12 protein-coding genes and 1 pseudogene are annotated in these 16154 nt (G+C 35.1%); 7 read left to right on the forward strand and 6 right to left on the reverse strand.

The genetic code is table 11. The features are described 5' to 3' along the window. A pseudogene (locus KO527_RS12565) lies at window positions 1-444 on the forward strand (ribonuclease E); the annotation flags it as partial. A 105-nt stretch (window positions 445-549) separates the two neighbouring features. On the opposite strand, the gene yejK reads toward KO527_RS12565, so the two are convergent. Next, window positions 550-1563 (reverse strand): nucleoid-associated protein YejK, encoded by a 1014-nt coding sequence (yejK, locus tag KO527_RS12570; RefSeq protein WP_042143934.1) that lies wholly within the window; start codon window positions 1561-1563, stop codon window positions 550-552. Between the two features lie 61 nt (window positions 1564-1624). Here yejK and KO527_RS12575 point away from each other — a divergent pair, with 61 nt between their 5' ends. The 5 genes from KO527_RS12575 to KO527_RS12595 all read left to right on the forward strand — a co-directional run bounded on the left by KO527_RS12575 (window position 1625) and on the right by KO527_RS12595 (window position 6228). Continuing rightward, window positions 1625-1837: a DUF1414 domain-containing protein gene (locus tag KO527_RS12575; RefSeq protein WP_216040647.1), complete on the forward strand. Its 213-nt coding sequence runs from the start codon at window positions 1625-1627 to the stop codon at window positions 1835-1837. 48 nt (window positions 1838-1885) lie between these two features. Beyond that, window positions 1886-3379, forward strand: coding sequence for a DUF3413 domain-containing protein (locus KO527_RS12580; protein ID WP_216040648.1), 1494 nt, complete (start codon window positions 1886-1888; stop codon window positions 3377-3379). 17 nt (window positions 3380-3396) lie between these two features. Continuing rightward, window positions 3397-3900: a hypothetical protein gene (locus KO527_RS12585; protein WP_216040649.1), complete on the forward strand. Its 504-nt coding sequence runs from the start codon at window positions 3397-3399 to the stop codon at window positions 3898-3900. Between the two features lie 95 nt (window positions 3901-3995). Further along, entirely contained in the window at window positions 3996-5105 is a 1110-nt protein-coding gene (locus KO527_RS12590) for a hypothetical protein (RefSeq protein WP_216040650.1), read from the forward strand. Window positions 5106-5286: 181 nt separating this feature from the next. Next, window positions 5287-6228 carry a LysR family transcriptional regulator gene (locus KO527_RS12595; protein ID WP_216040651.1) on the forward strand — a complete coding sequence of 314 codons (942 nt, stop codon included), beginning with the start codon at window positions 5287-5289 and terminating at the stop codon, window positions 6226-6228. Between the two features lie 248 nt (window positions 6229-6476). Here KO527_RS12595 and gap read toward each other — a convergent pair whose 3' ends face one another. From gap to edd, 3 genes are read right to left on the reverse strand one after another with little or no spacing between them, the layout of a single operon-like run. Next, a complete protein-coding gene (gap, locus tag KO527_RS12600) occupies window positions 6477-7484 on the reverse strand; it encodes a type I glyceraldehyde-3-phosphate dehydrogenase (protein WP_216040652.1) in 1008 nt (335 codons plus the stop codon). Window positions 7485-7503: 19 nt separating this feature from the next. Further along, on the reverse strand, window positions 7504-8121 hold the full coding sequence (gene eda, locus KO527_RS12605) for a bifunctional 4-hydroxy-2-oxoglutarate aldolase/2-dehydro-3-deoxy-phosphogluconate aldolase (protein ID WP_042143922.1): 618 nt from the start codon (window positions 8119-8121) through the stop codon (window positions 7504-7506). 5 nt (window positions 8122-8126) lie between these two features. Then, window positions 8127-9995: a phosphogluconate dehydratase gene (edd, locus tag KO527_RS12610; RefSeq protein WP_216040653.1), complete on the reverse strand. Its 1869-nt coding sequence runs from the start codon at window positions 9993-9995 to the stop codon at window positions 8127-8129. 368 nt (window positions 9996-10363) lie between these two features. Here edd and KO527_RS12615 point away from each other — a divergent pair, with 368 nt between their 5' ends. Next, complete coding sequence (locus tag KO527_RS12615) at window positions 10364-11152, forward strand: ABC transporter permease (RefSeq protein WP_216040654.1); 789 nt, start codon at window positions 10364-10366, stop codon at window positions 11150-11152. A 43-nt stretch (window positions 11153-11195) separates the two neighbouring features. Here the strand turns inward: KO527_RS12615 and KO527_RS12620 are convergent, their stop codons facing one another. Together KO527_RS12620 and KO527_RS12625 are read right to left on the reverse strand one after the other, a co-directional pair. Further along, window positions 11196-13829: a TonB-dependent receptor gene (locus KO527_RS12620; RefSeq protein WP_216040655.1), complete on the reverse strand. Its 2634-nt coding sequence runs from the start codon at window positions 13827-13829 to the stop codon at window positions 11196-11198. 282 nt (window positions 13830-14111) lie between these two features. After that, entirely contained in the window at window positions 14112-16055 is a 1944-nt protein-coding gene (locus tag KO527_RS12625) for a methyl-accepting chemotaxis protein (RefSeq protein ID WP_216040656.1), read from the reverse strand. Window positions 16056-16154 lie beyond the last annotated feature (99 nt).

Below are 16154 nucleotides of genomic sequence, written 5' to 3' on the forward strand. Positions count from 1 at the left end.
CCTGTAGTTGAAACGCCTGTAGTTGAAACGCCTCTAGTTGAAACGCCTCTAGTTGAAACGCCTGTAGTTGAAACGCCTGTAGTTGAAACGCCTGTAGTTGAAACATCTGTAGTTGAGACGCCTGTTGTTGAAACGCCTGTAGTTGAGACACCTGTAGTTGAAGCTCCTGTAGTTGAGACGCCTGTTGTTGAAGCTCCTGTAGTTGAAACACCTGTAGTTGAGACGCCTGCAGTTGAAGCTAAATCGAAAGAACAGGCTCCAACGCTTTCTTTTGGTCACGCAACAGCGCCAATGACTACACCAATATCAATTGAACTTGATACGTCAAGAGAATTACCAAAAGCAATGCCAGATGATTTACGTCCAGCAGTTGCAGTAAGTACTCAAGCGTGTGGTTCAATTGCCCCAGTAGGTCATGCACGTTCTGAAATGACAGTGTGTTAGACATAATAAAATTACCTCATAGTTTGCTATGAGGTATATTTAAATTCTCATAAAAAAAGCTTCAAATTAATTTGAAGCTTTTTTTTAACTACATTATTTCAATAATTAATTGTTTTCAGATAAGAACTTCTGTAGTTGATCTTTTAAGTTAGGCGGCACACCTTGGATCGTTAATGTATCAGAGTGTTCATTGTAATGGATGCGTTCGCCTAAATGTTTACGCTCAAAACTAATGCTCACACCTGCTCCCATTCCTGAGAACTTAACCATGCTAGTTACTGTCTTTTTATCTACAGGAAAGCTCTCTTCTAATTCATAGCTTTGCTCTTTATAAAAAGTATCAAAATCTACACCATCACCTTTACTGATTGTTTCTGATAAAGTATCAACTTGCGCGTCAGACCCTGTCGTAACACAGTCACTACAATAATCAAAAACCTGCTTACGTAAATCAGTTTTCTCTTGTTTATCGTACTCTTGTTCACTTAAGTAGTCTTCTACAGCTTCAAGCATGACGGCACTTTGTTGCTTAGCGTCAATACCTTCTTCACAACCTAGAAAATCTAAAAAGAAATCCGCTACTTTTCTACCTGCACGACCTTTAATAAATGAAATATACCGATTCGACTCTGGATCTGCAGACCATTGTTGTAAGTCAATTCTGGCAGCTAATTGCATTTTACTAATGTCTAAATGTCTTGAAGCTGCTAAATCTAATTCAGATGTGATTGAATAATGGTCTTTAATATTGACCATAGCAATTAACATATAATCAGTTGCAACATATTGATAATGACAAAAAATTAAATAGCCAGTTTCATTAAAAGCATATTTATTTAATTCTTCCTTTAATATTTCCGTTGCTTGCTCCGTCATATTCCAAAAATGTAAATCACCCATGCGGTAACTTTGCATAGCAGTTGCTACCGTACCATTTTTCTCACCGCTAAAGCCACAAAACCCTTTTCCAGGCTTACCGTTATAGGCGTGATGAAGTTGCTCAATAAAAATATTGACCTTATCATTCACTATCATTTCATCATTTCTTAAATGAATTTCAATTTTTTCGTCTTTTTTGTCGACATAATGAACGACTAGCTTTTGAACTTCAGTTGTCATCTTTGTTTTTTGCGCCTCAAATGTTAATATTCAGGGAATTTTTTTTATAGTAGAATTTTTAATGCCAATTCAATCAAAATACACCAATAAAGAAGTAGAAGTTATCATTGATCAACTAATCGATGTACTTTCTTCTCATAATGCACCTGTCGATCTTAGCTTAATGTGCTTAGGTAATGCTATCACGCATATCGTAAAAGAGCATGTTCCTGAGCCACAGCGTGCAGAATTAACAAAAAACTTTGCTAATGTACTAACTCAGTCTATAAAATAATAATTATATAGTTTAATTTCTCTATATTAGCTAATTATCGGTAAATAAATGAATCTATCTGCACAAAGTCCATTTTCATCTAAAGCAAGTCAATTATTAAGCTGGGGCCATTGGTTTACATTTGCCAATATTTGCTTAGCTTTAGTGATTAGCCTCGCCTATTTGTTTGCCGATACAAGCCCAGATACAACCATGGGCTCAATATATATGATACTAACTTGGTTAGGCCATGTGGGCTTTATAACCTTCTTAGGGTTTGTTTTAACCATTTTTCCCTTAAGTTTAGTTTTCCCTTATCCTAGACATATACGAGGCATGGCAGCCATACTTGCAACCTTTGGCGCATCTTTAATGGCCTTTGATGCTTATGTATTTTATAACTTAGGTTATCATTTAAGTACCTCAGCTTTACCACAGATTATTTCTTTGGTGTGGAACACAATATCGGCCTCCCCTATTATCGCAACTTTTTCAGCGGGCACTTTAGTTTTAACTGTACTTAGCTTTGAATTAATCATCAGTAATTATACTTGGAAACACTTAAATAACTTAAAGAAGCTCACTTTTGGTAAAATTTTTACCGGTATATTATTAACAAGTTTTGCTTTAAGTCATACAATACATATTTGGGCAGATGCTAATTTTAAATTTGATATAACAAAGCAAGATAATGTTTTACCTTTATCTTATCCCACTACGGCAAAAAGCTTGTTAGCTAAAAATAATTTGCTTGATTTAGAGCTCTATAAACAAGTTAAAACTAAGCAACTTGCAACAACCAATGCTGCATATTTACTACCAACAAATGTAAAACAATGCCCAGAAAAGTTATTGCCACTTACTGATATTTTAATATTTAAAAACGATGCGCAGCTAGCGCGCTTTTTGCAAACTCAAACCAAACCACTTTCAAAAGTTAATTTATTCTTGCAGCCAACATCACATGCGGATTCGGTATTTAACTTAATCTATGGCTTGCCTGCATTTTATAAAAAACCGATTCTATCTCAAGAGACAGTGCCCGCCTGGCTGACAAAGCAAGGAATTAATGTATCAGGATTTGAAGACTATGAGTTCATCCCTAAAGATGTAAATGCCGCTATGCGGATCATTGCAGCTAATTCAGATACAAATGTCCGAAATGAAGCGAAACATATTATTGCTTTTGCATTAGCTTCAGAACAAAAAATTCCTGTTACTGTTAGTTCTGTTTATATCAATGATGCATCACTTGCAGATAATGCTGATTTATTACAGCCAATGGATTTACTTGCGACGGTTTTAGGTCAATACTGGTCATGCGAAACCTTAATAAAACAAACGCTCATAGGTAGAAATATTTATCAAAATCATGACGATTCAGGCATAAATTATACTCAAGGGGTATTTGTTGCTTATAAAAAAGATAAAATAACCTTGATTGAAGCCGACGGATCGTATAAAAATATATCTGCAGCACAAGGTTTTTTACTAGATAATAACTTTGACGTACCATTTTTAGTTGAAAGCATAAAAGAGTTGAAACGCTTTATAGGTAATTAATACAAATAGGAGTGCTTATGAAACAAGTAAAGTTAAGATATAGACATTTTAGTTTTTCTTTTATTGTTTTATTTGCCTCCCACGCTCTTATTGCAGACACAACCTCTACTAATTTTTATCAGTGTGAGACAGCAAAAGGCGTTGTTTTTAGTCAATTCCCTTGCTCTAAAGAAGCCAAACTTAAAACAATCTCTACATTTACACCAAGAGAAATACGCGATACAAGCATAGATGTAAAAACCTTAAATAAACTGCAATACCAGCAACATATCGACCTAGTAGAGTCAAAACTTTCTGCAAGCCAAAATAAAGTGCGCATTTTAAAAAGAACACAAGCAAAAAAACAAATTATTGAGGAACAAAAACTAGAGCGCATGATGTCTGAACAAGACAAAATAAACACAAAAAGGCAAGTTGCCAAAGAATTAAAAAATATAAATCACAAATATAATAAACTTGTAAAAGCAGAGGAGCTTAAATTAAGCCGTTTGACTAAACAGCTAAAAACCTTAAAAAAATAACAAATAAATTCAGTGACACTCCAATTTATATTGCCTTAATATTCTTACAATTTAGAATATAAGCACTTAGCCATCATTTTAAGCATCATTTTTTAATGTATTTATTTATCAACAAGTCAAAAACGTTAATATTTATTTTTTTATTATGTAATAGTTTCAACCTTCACGCATTGTCTTTTACGGAGCAAAAACTAGAATTAACTTATCCAATCAATACCGATATTTCTAAGTTATGCAAAGTAGCCAGCTCAACAAAAGACTATTTAGAAAAAGGTAATGCTTACGACCCCAAAGTCATTCATAGTAATGTTTTAGCTGATATAGGTATTACTGCAGAAAAGATCAAAGCATCATTATCCTTTTTATGTAAAATTCATAAAGAAGATATAAAAGCAAACCGCCCTTCTAGATTATTAAATACAAACTTTATTAATAACAACTTTAAATTTATTAATTGGCAACCCGATACATTACATGCAAAAAAATTATCTAAAAATAAAAAACTCCTAATAAATTTACCTGAAGATCAAATATTGATGACTAAATACTATATTCATCAAGCCAAAGCCCAGTTAAAAAAATCAAGCTCATACCCATATGCTTTATATCAGTTACCGTTTGATGAAAGTCATTTAACTTTAGAGCAAGCTACAAAAATAGATGGACTTACGCGTCTAAAATATACTAAACAAGACATTTTAAAAGGTGTCTTAGATAAACCTAAGCAAGCTGAACCTTTAATTTTTTTATCTCGAAAAGATCTAGAGTCATCTTTAATGCAAGGCACTGTTGTGGCAGATTTAAATGGTGATAAAAAAGTATTTAATGTGCATAGAAATAACGGTATTGGATACGATAGAAAAGTAAAACCCTACGAGCAAAACCGATACTGGTACTTTAAACAAGTCCAAGGCATTTTGGGATATGGTAAGGATGCCAATAATAAAGTAACCGTTATTCCAGAAGTAACCTTTGCAGGTGATATCTATAAATTAGGTTTAGGCCATTTATTACTTACTCAATTTGATTATAAAGGCCACAGTGAATATAAAATGGCTATTTTAGCGGATACAGGTGGTGCATTTGAAGATAACCTATATCAATTAGATTATTTATCAGGTAGTTATGGTGGTTTTAAAGAATATGCTGATGCTAATCGTCATTTACCTGATTATATTTCAGTATGGTTTATGTTATTAAAATAAGTTTATTCAGTGATTTAACACTAAAATGAAGATAATAAACTCGTTATCAAAACCCTTTTAGCGTTAATTCAAGGTTTACCAGATAAACAACAATTTACATCAGTATAATACTAGTAGTTTGTTTTATTAATCGTTAGTATCATTCATATAATTAATTTAATTTAACTTGGATAATCATTTAGTGAATATTAATAAGATAGATCTTAATTTATTAGTATATCTTGATACTTTATTGCGTGAGTGTAATGTTACTCGAGCAGCCAATCAGTTAAGTATTACACAGCCGGCAATGAGCAACGGATTAAAGCGATTAAGAAACTTACTTAATGATCCCATTTTAGTCCGAACAAGCGATGGTATGGTGCCAACTGAACGTGCTAAAGAGCTACAACCTGTGATCAGAGGTGTATTACTTACACTTGAAGAAACGCTTCAGCCTAATCGTGATTTCGAACCAAGCAAAAGTAAACGCGTATTTCGTATTATGGCAAGTGATTATGCGGCAAGTACCCTAGCGCCTAAATTACTTAACAAACTTCAATTACATGCACCTGATACCACATTAGATATAGTAACGCCTAGTGATGTTACTTTTCATGATGTAGAAAATGGTAAAGTTGATATGGCGATCAATCGCTTTGACAATTTACCGCAATCTTTTCATCAAAAAAGAATATGGAAAGACAGTTTTTCATGTTTAGTAAATGCCAATAATCCTGTTATTGAAAACTTCAGCTTAGACTCTTATTTAAAAGCCAGACATATCTGGGTAAGTAAAACAGGGTTTGGTGTCGGTGTAGGTATGGATCCTGCTGATGTGCAAAAACTAGGCTGGGTTGATGAAGCTTTAGCTAAATTTGGTAAACAACGTAATATTGCCTCATTCACCCGTAATTATCATGTAGCAATCCATCTAGCAAAAGAGCAAAACCTCATCGCTACTTTGCCATCAAAGGTTGCTAACATTTATAAAAATAACTCTGATGTTATGATTTTAGACGCGCCATTCCCTATCGCTCCATTTGAGCTTGATATGATTTGGAGCCCATTATTACATAGAGATGCCAGCCATATTTGGCTAAGACAACAGATTTCAGAAGTCGCACAAGAATTACAAAAATAAGAAATAAACAATGAAGGGGCCGGAGTTAATAAAACTTATACTATTAACTCTGTTTCAACTCTTTCATTCCTTTAGAAATAATACGCAATAAAATCAGTACGCTAATTATTTATATAATTTATCAATTAAAGATAAACATCCTCTGTTTGATTAATTGACTCCGACCCCTTTTTATATGTTTTTTCGTAATAAAAAAGGCCAGCATATGTTGGCCTTTGTAACTTCTGGATAAAGCTATTAATAAGTTACTAGTTAATGAATTTTGCGAGTGTTGCTACTTGGTCTAACATACGGTTTGAGAAACCCCATTCGTTATCATACCAAGCCATAACTTTAACTAATTTACCATCAACTTTTGTTTGTGTAGCATCAAATATTGAAGATGCAGGATTATGATTAAAATCAATTGAAACAAGTGGTAATTCGTTATATTCAAGTACGCCTTTCATTGCGCCTTGTGATGCTGCTTTAACAGTTTCATTTACTTCTTCAAGTGTCGTTTCACGAGATACGATTAAAGTTAAATCAACTACTGAAACGTTAATTGTAGGAACACGAACTGCCATACCATCTAATTTACCAGCAAGTTCAGGTAACACTAGACCTACAGCTTTTGCAGCGCCAGTCTTAGTTGGGATCATAGACTGTGTTGCACTACGCGCACGGTATAAATCTGGGTGATATACATCTGATAAACTTTGATCGTTTGTATATGCATGGATAGTAGTCATGCTACCTTGCTCGATACCAATTTTATCATTTAATGCTTTAGCAACAGGTGCTAAACAGTTAGTTGTACAAGATGCATTTGAGATAATAATGCTATCAGATGTTAATACATCACTATTTACACCATGAACAACAGTTGCATCTAGATCTGAACCTGGTGCAGAGATGATCACACGCTTTGCGCCTGCTTCAATATGTTTTGCTGCGGCATCACGGCTAGTGAATAAACCAGTACACTCTAATACGATATCAACTTCAAGCTCTTTCCAAGGAAGACTTGCTGGATCACGTTCTTGCGTTAAAGTGATTTTATCTTCACCAACAACTAAAGTCGTACCATCAAGTTCAACTTTTTGATTAAAACGGCCATGTACTGAATCAAACTGTGTTAAATGTGCATTTACGTTAGCAGGTGCTAAATCGTTGATTGCAACAATTTTAATTTCTTCACTTCGATCTGATTCGTAAAGTGCACGTAGTACATTGCGGCCAATTCGACCATAACCATTAATTGCGATTTTAATCATTTTTTATTCCCCTTAAAAACTATAGTTGACTTGCTTGGCGCGCTAATTCTTCAATCGCAGCCCAGTTTTTATCTTTAATTAATTGTTTATCTAACATCCAAGTGCCACCAACACATACAACATTATCTAATGCTAAGAAATCTGGTGCGCTTGCTAAGTTAATGCCACCTGTAGGGCAGAACTTTACTTGTGGTAGCGGTCCTGCAATAGATTTCAGCATAGGTACGCCGCCAGCTGCTACTGCTGGAAAAAACTTAAGATATTTAAATCCGTGAGAAGCTAAGTTCATCACTTCACTCGGTGTTGCGGCACCAGCTAAGAATGGAATATCTGTTTCTTTAGCTAATTCTAATAATTCAGCATTTACACCAGGGCTCACCATGAAATCAGCACCCGCTTCTACTGATGCATTAAATGTTTCTTTATTGATAACAGTACCAGTACCAACAAAAGCATCAGGAACAGCTTGTTTCATTAGTTTTACGGCTTCTGCAGCTACTGAAGTTCTTAATGTGATCTCTAATGTTTTAAGACCGCCATTGTAAAGCGCTTGTGCTAATGGCACTGCGTCTTCTAAATTTTCAATTACAACTACCGGAACTACGGGTGCTGCAGTTAATATCTTTTCAATAGTCATTCTTGTTATTTTCCTGTTTGTGGGTAAATAGAGCCAAATGCACTGGCACCTAAATCTGCACTACTTACTGTTTGGCGAATGCCTTCAAATAATTCTCTACCAGTTCCAAATGTTAACATTTGCTCAGATATTTCAATTTCTCTTGCAGCTAATTCTTCATCAGAAACATGTAATATCAATTCACCTTTAGGTGCATTTAATGAGATCATGTCACCTTCGCGGATTTTAGCAATCATGCCACCTTCTATCGCCTCTGGAGCTAAATGAATCGCAGCTGGCACTTTACCTGAAGCACCTGACATACGACCATCTGTTACAATGGCAACTTTAAAACCTTTATCTTGTTGAGATGCCATAATTGGCGTTAATTTATGCAGTTCAGGCATACCTTTCGCTTTAGGGCCTTGCTCTTTTATAACCGCAATGAAATCTGTTTCTAACTCACCATTTGCAAATGCTTGTTGTAAACCAACTTGAGAATTAAATACTTTTGCAGGTGCAGTAACCACTTGATGCTCAGCTGCTACTGCAGATACTTTAATTACGGAGTCGCCTAAGTTACCTTTTAATAACTGTAATCCACCTTGTGGGCTAAACGCATCTGTATAAGGTCTAAGAACTTCTTCATCTAATGATTTTTCTGCACAATCTACCCAATTGACTTTCACTGGTCCCGTTGAGTCTGTCATGATCACGTTTGCATTATTTGCTATACGAGGCTCTTTGGCATAGTCATTCAAAGTATCACCAACAATGGTTTTAACATCTTCATGTAACATGCCTGCGCTTAATAATTCTCTAATTAAAAAGCCCATACCGCCTGCTGCTTGGAAATGATTTACATCCGCATGACCATTTGGATAAATACGTGTTAATAAAGGCACAACTTCTGACAAATCTGCCATATCTTTCCAAGTCAGTTCAATACCAGCCGCTTTTGCAATCGCAACTAAATGAATTGCATGATTAGTAGAGCCGCCTGTCGCTAATAAACCAACTAAACCATTAATAATTGTTTTTTCACTTACCACATCTGCTAAGCAGTTTGCGTTTTTAGTTTCAATAAGTTGTTGCAACATAGTCTCTGTTGCATTGGCAGTTAAACCATCTCTTAACTCTGTATATGGATTGATAAATGAGCTACCTGGTAAATGCAGACCCATAATTTCCATTAGCATTTGATTACTGTTAGCTGTACCAAAGAAAGTACATGTACCCGCACTATGGTATGACGCACTTTCAGCTTCTAATAATTCTTCACGACCAATTTTACCTTGAGCAAACTGCTGACGAACACGTGCTTTTTCTTTATTTGCTAGACCTGAAGCCATTGGCCCTGCTGGCATAAAGGTCACTGGTAAATGTCCAAACGATAATGCACCAATTAATAAACCAGGTACGATTTTGTCACATACACCTAAACAAAATACGCCATCAAATACATCGTGTGATAATGAAATTGCAGTAGACATCGCGATCACATCACGAGAAAAAAGAGATAACTCCATGCCATCACGGCCTTGAGTTACGCCATCACACATTGCAGGCACACCACCAGCAACTTGTACTGTTGCATTATATTTTTGGGCAACTGTTTTAATTAAATCTGGATAATCTTTATAAGGCACATGCGCTGAAAGCATGTCATTGTAGGAATTGATTATTGCTAAATTTGGTTGTTCGTCTGCTTTTAATAAATCTTTTTCGCTTGGGCTACAAGCTGCCATTACGTGCGCTAGGTTGCCACATCCAAGGCCTGTTCTTACTCTTGTTTGAGTTTTTGCATGCGCCATACGTTCAAGGTATGCAGCTCTAGAATCTTTACTTGCGTTAATTACGCGATCTGTAACTTCTTTAATTCGACGGTGAAGCATATATTTACTCTTTAAAAATTCGGTTCTCTTCTCTTTGGTTATTAAAGTTTCGAGAAAAATAGTGAGAAATTTAAGAGAAAAGGCTCAGTATCAAATCATACGACTCCACGTACAAAACTGATACTGAGCACAGTAATTACCCGTTCAAAGGTACGGTATAAATTATGTCTCTCACAATCACAATCTGACACCGGTGTCATTATTAACTCACGTTTATGACACCGGTGTCAACCGTATCATTTAAATTTAGTTGAATTTTTTCAATTTAGCTAATAATTTAATTTTAGATTTAATATAAACATCATGATTTATTTAAATGTCATTTATATTAAAATGGCGCTATAACATATGATAAATAAAGGAAAAAGATGGAACAAACATTAGACATAGCTTGGTTGGATCTTATCTTTTTTATGTTGATTTTAATTTTTCCTTTTTTAATAAATAAAAAATTAAATTTAAGATTAGAAAAAGAAATACTCGTTTCAGTTTTTAGAATGACACTACAGTTGATATTGGTTGGTCTTTATCTTGAGTTTTTATTTGATTTAAATAGTTTAATGTTTAATATAGTTTGGCTGATCATAATGATATTAGTGGGTGCTAGTGCAATTATTAGCGGCGCTAATCTACCAAAACAACATTTGTTTCTACCTGTTTTGATAGGGTTAGTTATATCTTCACTGCCCTTATTATTTATTCTGTTATATTTTTTAATTCAGCCATCACCGATTTTCCACGCTCAATACTTGATTCCACTAGCCGGCATGCTACTAGGAAATAGTTTGAGTGGTAATATCGTTGCTTTAAAAAGTTTATTTACTGCATTTAATGATAATAAGCGCGAATACGAAACAGCTTTATCTTTAGGCGCACAGCCTGCGCAAGCAGCGCACCCTTTTGTGCAATCAGCCATAAAAAATGCATTAGCGCCTATAATAGCGTCAATGACAACAACCGGGATTGTGACTTTACCTGGCATGATGACAGGACAAATATTAGGTGGCATAGAGCCAATAACCGCTGTGAAATATCAGCTTATTATATTAGTGTCTATTTTTGTGATGTTATGTGTATCAGTCAATACTAGTCTTTATTTCACCATAAAATCCGTGATCACCCCTTCTGGATTAATACGAATAAAAAGCCGTGAATAATTTTATTCACGGCTTTACTTTTTATATCATGATTCTCAAAGTTTTAATAACGTAAATCAATTCCTAAAGAGTAAGTTGATTCACCTTGATATGCCCAAGCTGGGTAACCACCTCGCAGCTCTGGTTTTACACTATCTGTGCCAGGTGCGGCCATGCCAATTTGGATACTGTCTTCTTTTAGTAGGTTAGTGCCAGCAAATCTCACTGTCATATTATCGTTAACGGCATAAGTTGCGGTTAAATCTAAAGTGCCATAATCTTGATGCATTCTATTGCCATAAAAACCAGACTCTCTGATCATATATTCTGAGCGCCAGTTATATGCTAATCGCGTAGAGAAATCTTCATTCTCGTAAAAACCTACTAGATTAAGTGTATGCTCTGAACTATCAGTAAAAACACCAATTTCATCTGCGAAATTATCTGGATCAGCATCTGAGTCCGCATAGGTATAGTTTACAATCGTACCAAAACCATTATCTAAAGCATGTTGTAATTGCAGTTCAAAACCTAAAATTTCTCCGCCATCACCATCAACCTTGTTATTTATAGTCCAACTATCACATCCACAAACAGGATCAACTATGCCTATCTCTTGCTCTCTTAATGTTTCTGTTGTGGTAAAGTTACTCACATCTTTAACAAAAGTAGCAAAAGATATTAAGTTAGAGTCTCCGTAGTAATATTCAATTGAAATATCAGCTTGGCTTGCTTTAAAAGGCTTTAAGTCTGGCATACCAGTTGTAATTGCCTGGTTACTTAATTGCGTATCATTGTAACCTGACATTGATTGGTTACTGAACATATCTTCATAATTTGCACGTGAGATTACTTGTGCTGCAGATGCACGTACAATCACATTTTCTGATACATCAAAAGCGATATTCATACTTGGTAATACATCAGAGTAGTTAGCTTCTTCAGTACCAATTGTTTCACTTAAGTTGTTATTCCCTACTACATTGTCCGGATCGACATACCCTGGCTTTGGTAAATAATAATCAGATGAGGCATCTGTTGAGATATAACGTAAACCAAAGTTACCTCTTATGCCTTCTGCTTCAAAATTCGCCATGATATAAGCTGCAAAATTTTTCTCCTCCACAGTACCATAGGCTGAACGGTCTTCTTTCCATCCTGTAGATTGTGCTAAAGCATCTGCTTGCATTGCATCGACATCAGGGTATGGAATATATATATCCTGCATACCTGAATCTACTGTGCCATTCCAAAAATGAGTAGGATCACTTGCTGATGTCAGCCATTCTCCATTGTCATCAAAAGCATATAAGGCTTTTTCAGATCTTTGTTCTACTTTATGGTCGGTAAATCTCACACCTGTTTTAATTGATGTAATCGCACCTAAATCAGTATAAAACTTAAAATCAGATTGAAAGTATAACTCTTCATCTGTATTGGGTTGTCGCTCTGTCGCCCAACCAGCTGGCGCAACATCGCTTGTAAAGTCATCGACTGTCCAGCCAGGATTAGCTAAATCAAATTTGGTATAATCACCAGAGGCATCAATAGTACCGTAAATATCCTCTGGTGTGCCAATGTAACCACCATGATTGGTTGTTAGATCAGTACCACCATCCGCTTGTGTTTTTCCTAATCGTGATACCCAAACAAAACTATCACCTTCATATTCAAACTCAAGATCAATTGTTTGAGAATTCATAGAACCGTTACGGGCAAAAGTTTGCATATAAGGTGCTGTTGCAGGTGCATTTTCTGCATTAGATTCACGAATTACACAAGTACCATCTGCATTGGTTTTTTGGCAGTTATCAGTATTTGAAAATATGAATAAGCTATTATTATGATTATCAGCTTTTAAATCTAAGTTCATGTAATGCAGAGTAAATGATGTATTATCCGTTGGGGTATATTGTGCAGTTACATCAAACGCAGTACGCTCTCGAGCCTGTTCAAAATAGTTAATTGATTCAGCACCGTTCCATTCATATGAAGACTCATTACCACTTCTAGCATATAGTGAGTCCTCCCAGGCTAAGGCAACTAAAACAGCAAAGTCTTCATCTTCATTCTTAAAATTATATAAGCCAGATACACCCGGGCCCGCTTCTTCGGTGGCAGTTGAATAATCACCTTCAACTGAAAAGAAAGTCGTTCCAGAATCCATATCAAACGGTTTGCGTGTTTTCACATTAACCGTGCCACCCACACCACCTTCAACCAAATCAGCTTGCGATGATTTATGAACTTCAATTGCTGAAATCATCTGTGGTGGTAATAATGAATAATTGAATGTACGGTCAATTGCTTGCTGATCATACCAGCCCGTTGAAGATACATTTTGACCATTTAAAGTCGTTAGAGTTAACTGATTTGACGCACCACGAATTGATACTTGCTGACCTTGACCGAATTGGCGATTTACTGCAACACCAGGAATACGTCCTAATGCTTCACCAACATCACTATCAGGAAACTTACCAATGTCTTCTGCACTTACAGCATCAACAACACCATCAGCAAAACGTTTACTATTGACTGACTCAGCTAAAGAGCGACGGATCCCTCTAACCTCTATGACTTCTAAATCTTCTTTTACTTGTGTTTGTTCAGCATAACTTACATTACTTATACCAGCGCTAAGTGTTATTGCGATGTTAATCGTCAATAAATTTAATTTAAAGTTTTTAGTTAGCACAATTTATCCTTGTATTTCTTATAAATGATTACATAAAGATAGACATAAAAAACAAATAACAACGCTGTCATTTGAAATAGTGACCACAACCGGTCATTCACCTAAAAATCATACACTTATAATTATTTCAAAGTAGAAGGGTTTTGTTATTGTTGTAATCAAACTGATAACATGAACATTTAATAATGAAGAAAATTGAATTAACAAGGATAGTAAATTTTTACATTACTATCCTTTATTTGTTAATAATATTCGGTTTGAGTGCTAAATAATAGAATAATGTTAATCCGTTTTAAATTGTGAAACTAAGTTCGATAATCTTATTTTTTGATTTTCTAACTCCGAAAGTATTAACTTTGAATTTTGAGAAAGATCAGCTACTTGTGTCGACATATCAGCAATAGATGTGACATTAACATTCAATTCACCTATGACACTTGATTGCTCATTAGTCGCTGTAGCAACAGAGGTATTCATGTTAGTGATCTCATTGATTTCAGACACTACTGAGCTTAACTCATCACTGGCAATGTTAGTTTTATCTAAACCATCTTTTACTAAATCACTATTTTTAGACATAGCAATCACGGTTTCTTTTGCTTGTTGTTGAAGTTTTTCAATCACTTCATTAATTTCAGCGGTAGAATTTTTTGTACGACCTGCAAGAGAACGTACCTCATCAGCGACAACTGCAAAACCTCGGCCCTGCTCTCCCGCTCTTGCAGCTTCAATTGCTGCATTTAAGGCTAATAAATTTGTCTGTTCTGAAATACTACTAATAGTATCAACAACAGAACTGATCGTTTGTGTTTGTTCTGCAAGCGCTTTTATTTTTTCTTGTGTTGCATTATTACTCATATCAAGTTGCTGCATCACGTTATTAGTTTCTAGCACTTGCCGATTAGTGTTCTCTATTTGCTGCTGGGTATGCTCTGTTTTTGTTGATGTTGTACTAGCTAGTGCACTTACTTCCTGAATACTTTGATGCATTTGTGTGGTAGCTGCAGCAACAGAGTCTGACTCATGCTGCTGAGATTTAGCGCATTCATCAACTGAATCAGCCATCGCATTTAAATTAACAAATGAAGACGCCATTACTTGCTCAGTTTGTTTAATATCAACCATGATATTACGTACTTTTTCTATAATGGCATTAAACCCACCTGCTAATAAACCTAATTCATCTGAACGACTATCATCCAGTTTTTGTGTTAAATCGCCGCCATGATTTGCCATTTCAAGTAATCTGTCGCCAATATCAATAATGGGCTTAGTGATTCTATTTGCTAACATCACCATTAATAAAATAAATACAACAGCTAATACTGTATTCATAATAGCTGTTTTTGTTAACGCAACCCGAACCAGTGACATGGGTTCTGATACTGGCAACATGGCGATTATTTTCCAATTTAGTTCGCTGATCCCAACACTGGCAACATAATAATCAATGCCATCTTTTTCTACTTTATCAAATACATACCCATCATCATTTTGCAATAATTTACCAGATATATTTTCAAAGCCATCAAACTGCTTTAATTGTTTGGTTTTTAGTGATGATAATTGTGGATGAATAATTACTTTACCTTGTTTGTCAGTTACAAATACATAACCTGATTCACCCACTTTATTTGATAAAATATCAGCACTAATTTGATCAACACTGTAACCAAGCCCTGCAACTGCTAGTTTTTTCCCCTGAGCTTGCACTTTATAATTAACAAATGCTGTTAATTTAGCTGTACTTTCTTCATAATCAAATACGATTTCATAAGGCTTATCACTATTTAGAAAATCATAAAACCAAGCATCATTTTCTGTACTAATTTGTTTTAAAATACCATTATTATTAAAATAATTTTTAGATACATCTGATACCCAAAAAACCACAAAAGCATCATTTTCACTTTTCATATAAGATAAATAATCTATTACTTTATCTTGCTGTGCTTGAGGCTCACCTGCTAGTGCCCAATCTATTAAGAATTTATTTTGTGTAATGGATTTCGATAAAATTAAAGGAGTGCTCAGCTGATGCATTATTCTTGCTTCAACTTTAGCAAGTTGGTTTGGTAATAAGTCAGACTCTATACTGTTTTCTGATACTTTAGTAAAAGTGCTATGACCTAACAGGATGCTAGTAAAGGTTAATGTAAGTAAAGATAGTGCGATAATGGTAATAAGCGCTTGCCGTATTGTTATTTTTTTTAGCCATTTTTCCATAGTATCAATTCAACCTATTAGCCTGAACTACACCTAGCAAAATCACACTATGGAGTAGTTTAGTCATATAAAAACAAAAAGTTAAATTGATTATAGGTC

It is taken from the genome of Pseudoalteromonas sp. C2R02, assembly GCF_018860845.1.
Lineage (GTDB): Bacteria > Pseudomonadota > Gammaproteobacteria > Enterobacterales > Alteromonadaceae > Pseudoalteromonas.

What these genes read in the sequence shown, in the direction of transcription:
- yejK (WP_042143934.1), bottom strand. Translation starts at nt 1,563, where the DNA reads ATGACAACTGAAGTTCAAAAGCTAGTCGTTCATTATGTCGACAAAAAA.
- KO527_RS12575 (WP_216040647.1), top strand. Translation starts at nt 1,625, where the DNA reads ATGCCAATTCAATCAAAATACACCAATAAAGAAGTAGAAGTTATCATT.
- KO527_RS12580 (WP_216040648.1), top strand. Translation starts at nt 1,886, where the DNA reads ATGAATCTATCTGCACAAAGTCCATTTTCATCTAAAGCAAGTCAATTA.
- KO527_RS12585 (WP_216040649.1), top strand. Translation starts at nt 3,397, where the DNA reads ATGAAACAAGTAAAGTTAAGATATAGACATTTTAGTTTTTCTTTTATT.
- KO527_RS12590 (WP_216040650.1), top strand. Translation starts at nt 3,996, where the DNA reads ATGTATTTATTTATCAACAAGTCAAAAACGTTAATATTTATTTTTTTA.
- gap (WP_216040652.1), bottom strand. Translation starts at nt 7,484, where the DNA reads ATGATTAAAATCGCAATTAATGGTTATGGTCGAATTGGCCGCAATGTA.
- eda (WP_042143922.1), bottom strand. Translation starts at nt 8,121, where the DNA reads ATGACTATTGAAAAGATATTAACTGCAGCACCCGTAGTTCCGGTAGTT.
- edd (WP_216040653.1), bottom strand. Translation starts at nt 9,995, where the DNA reads ATGCTTCACCGTCGAATTAAAGAAGTTACAGATCGCGTAATTAACGCA.
- KO527_RS12615 (WP_216040654.1), top strand. Translation starts at nt 10,364, where the DNA reads ATGGAACAAACATTAGACATAGCTTGGTTGGATCTTATCTTTTTTATG.
- KO527_RS12625 (WP_216040656.1), bottom strand. Translation starts at nt 16,055, where the DNA reads ATGGAAAAATGGCTAAAAAAAATAACAATACGGCAAGCGCTTATTACC.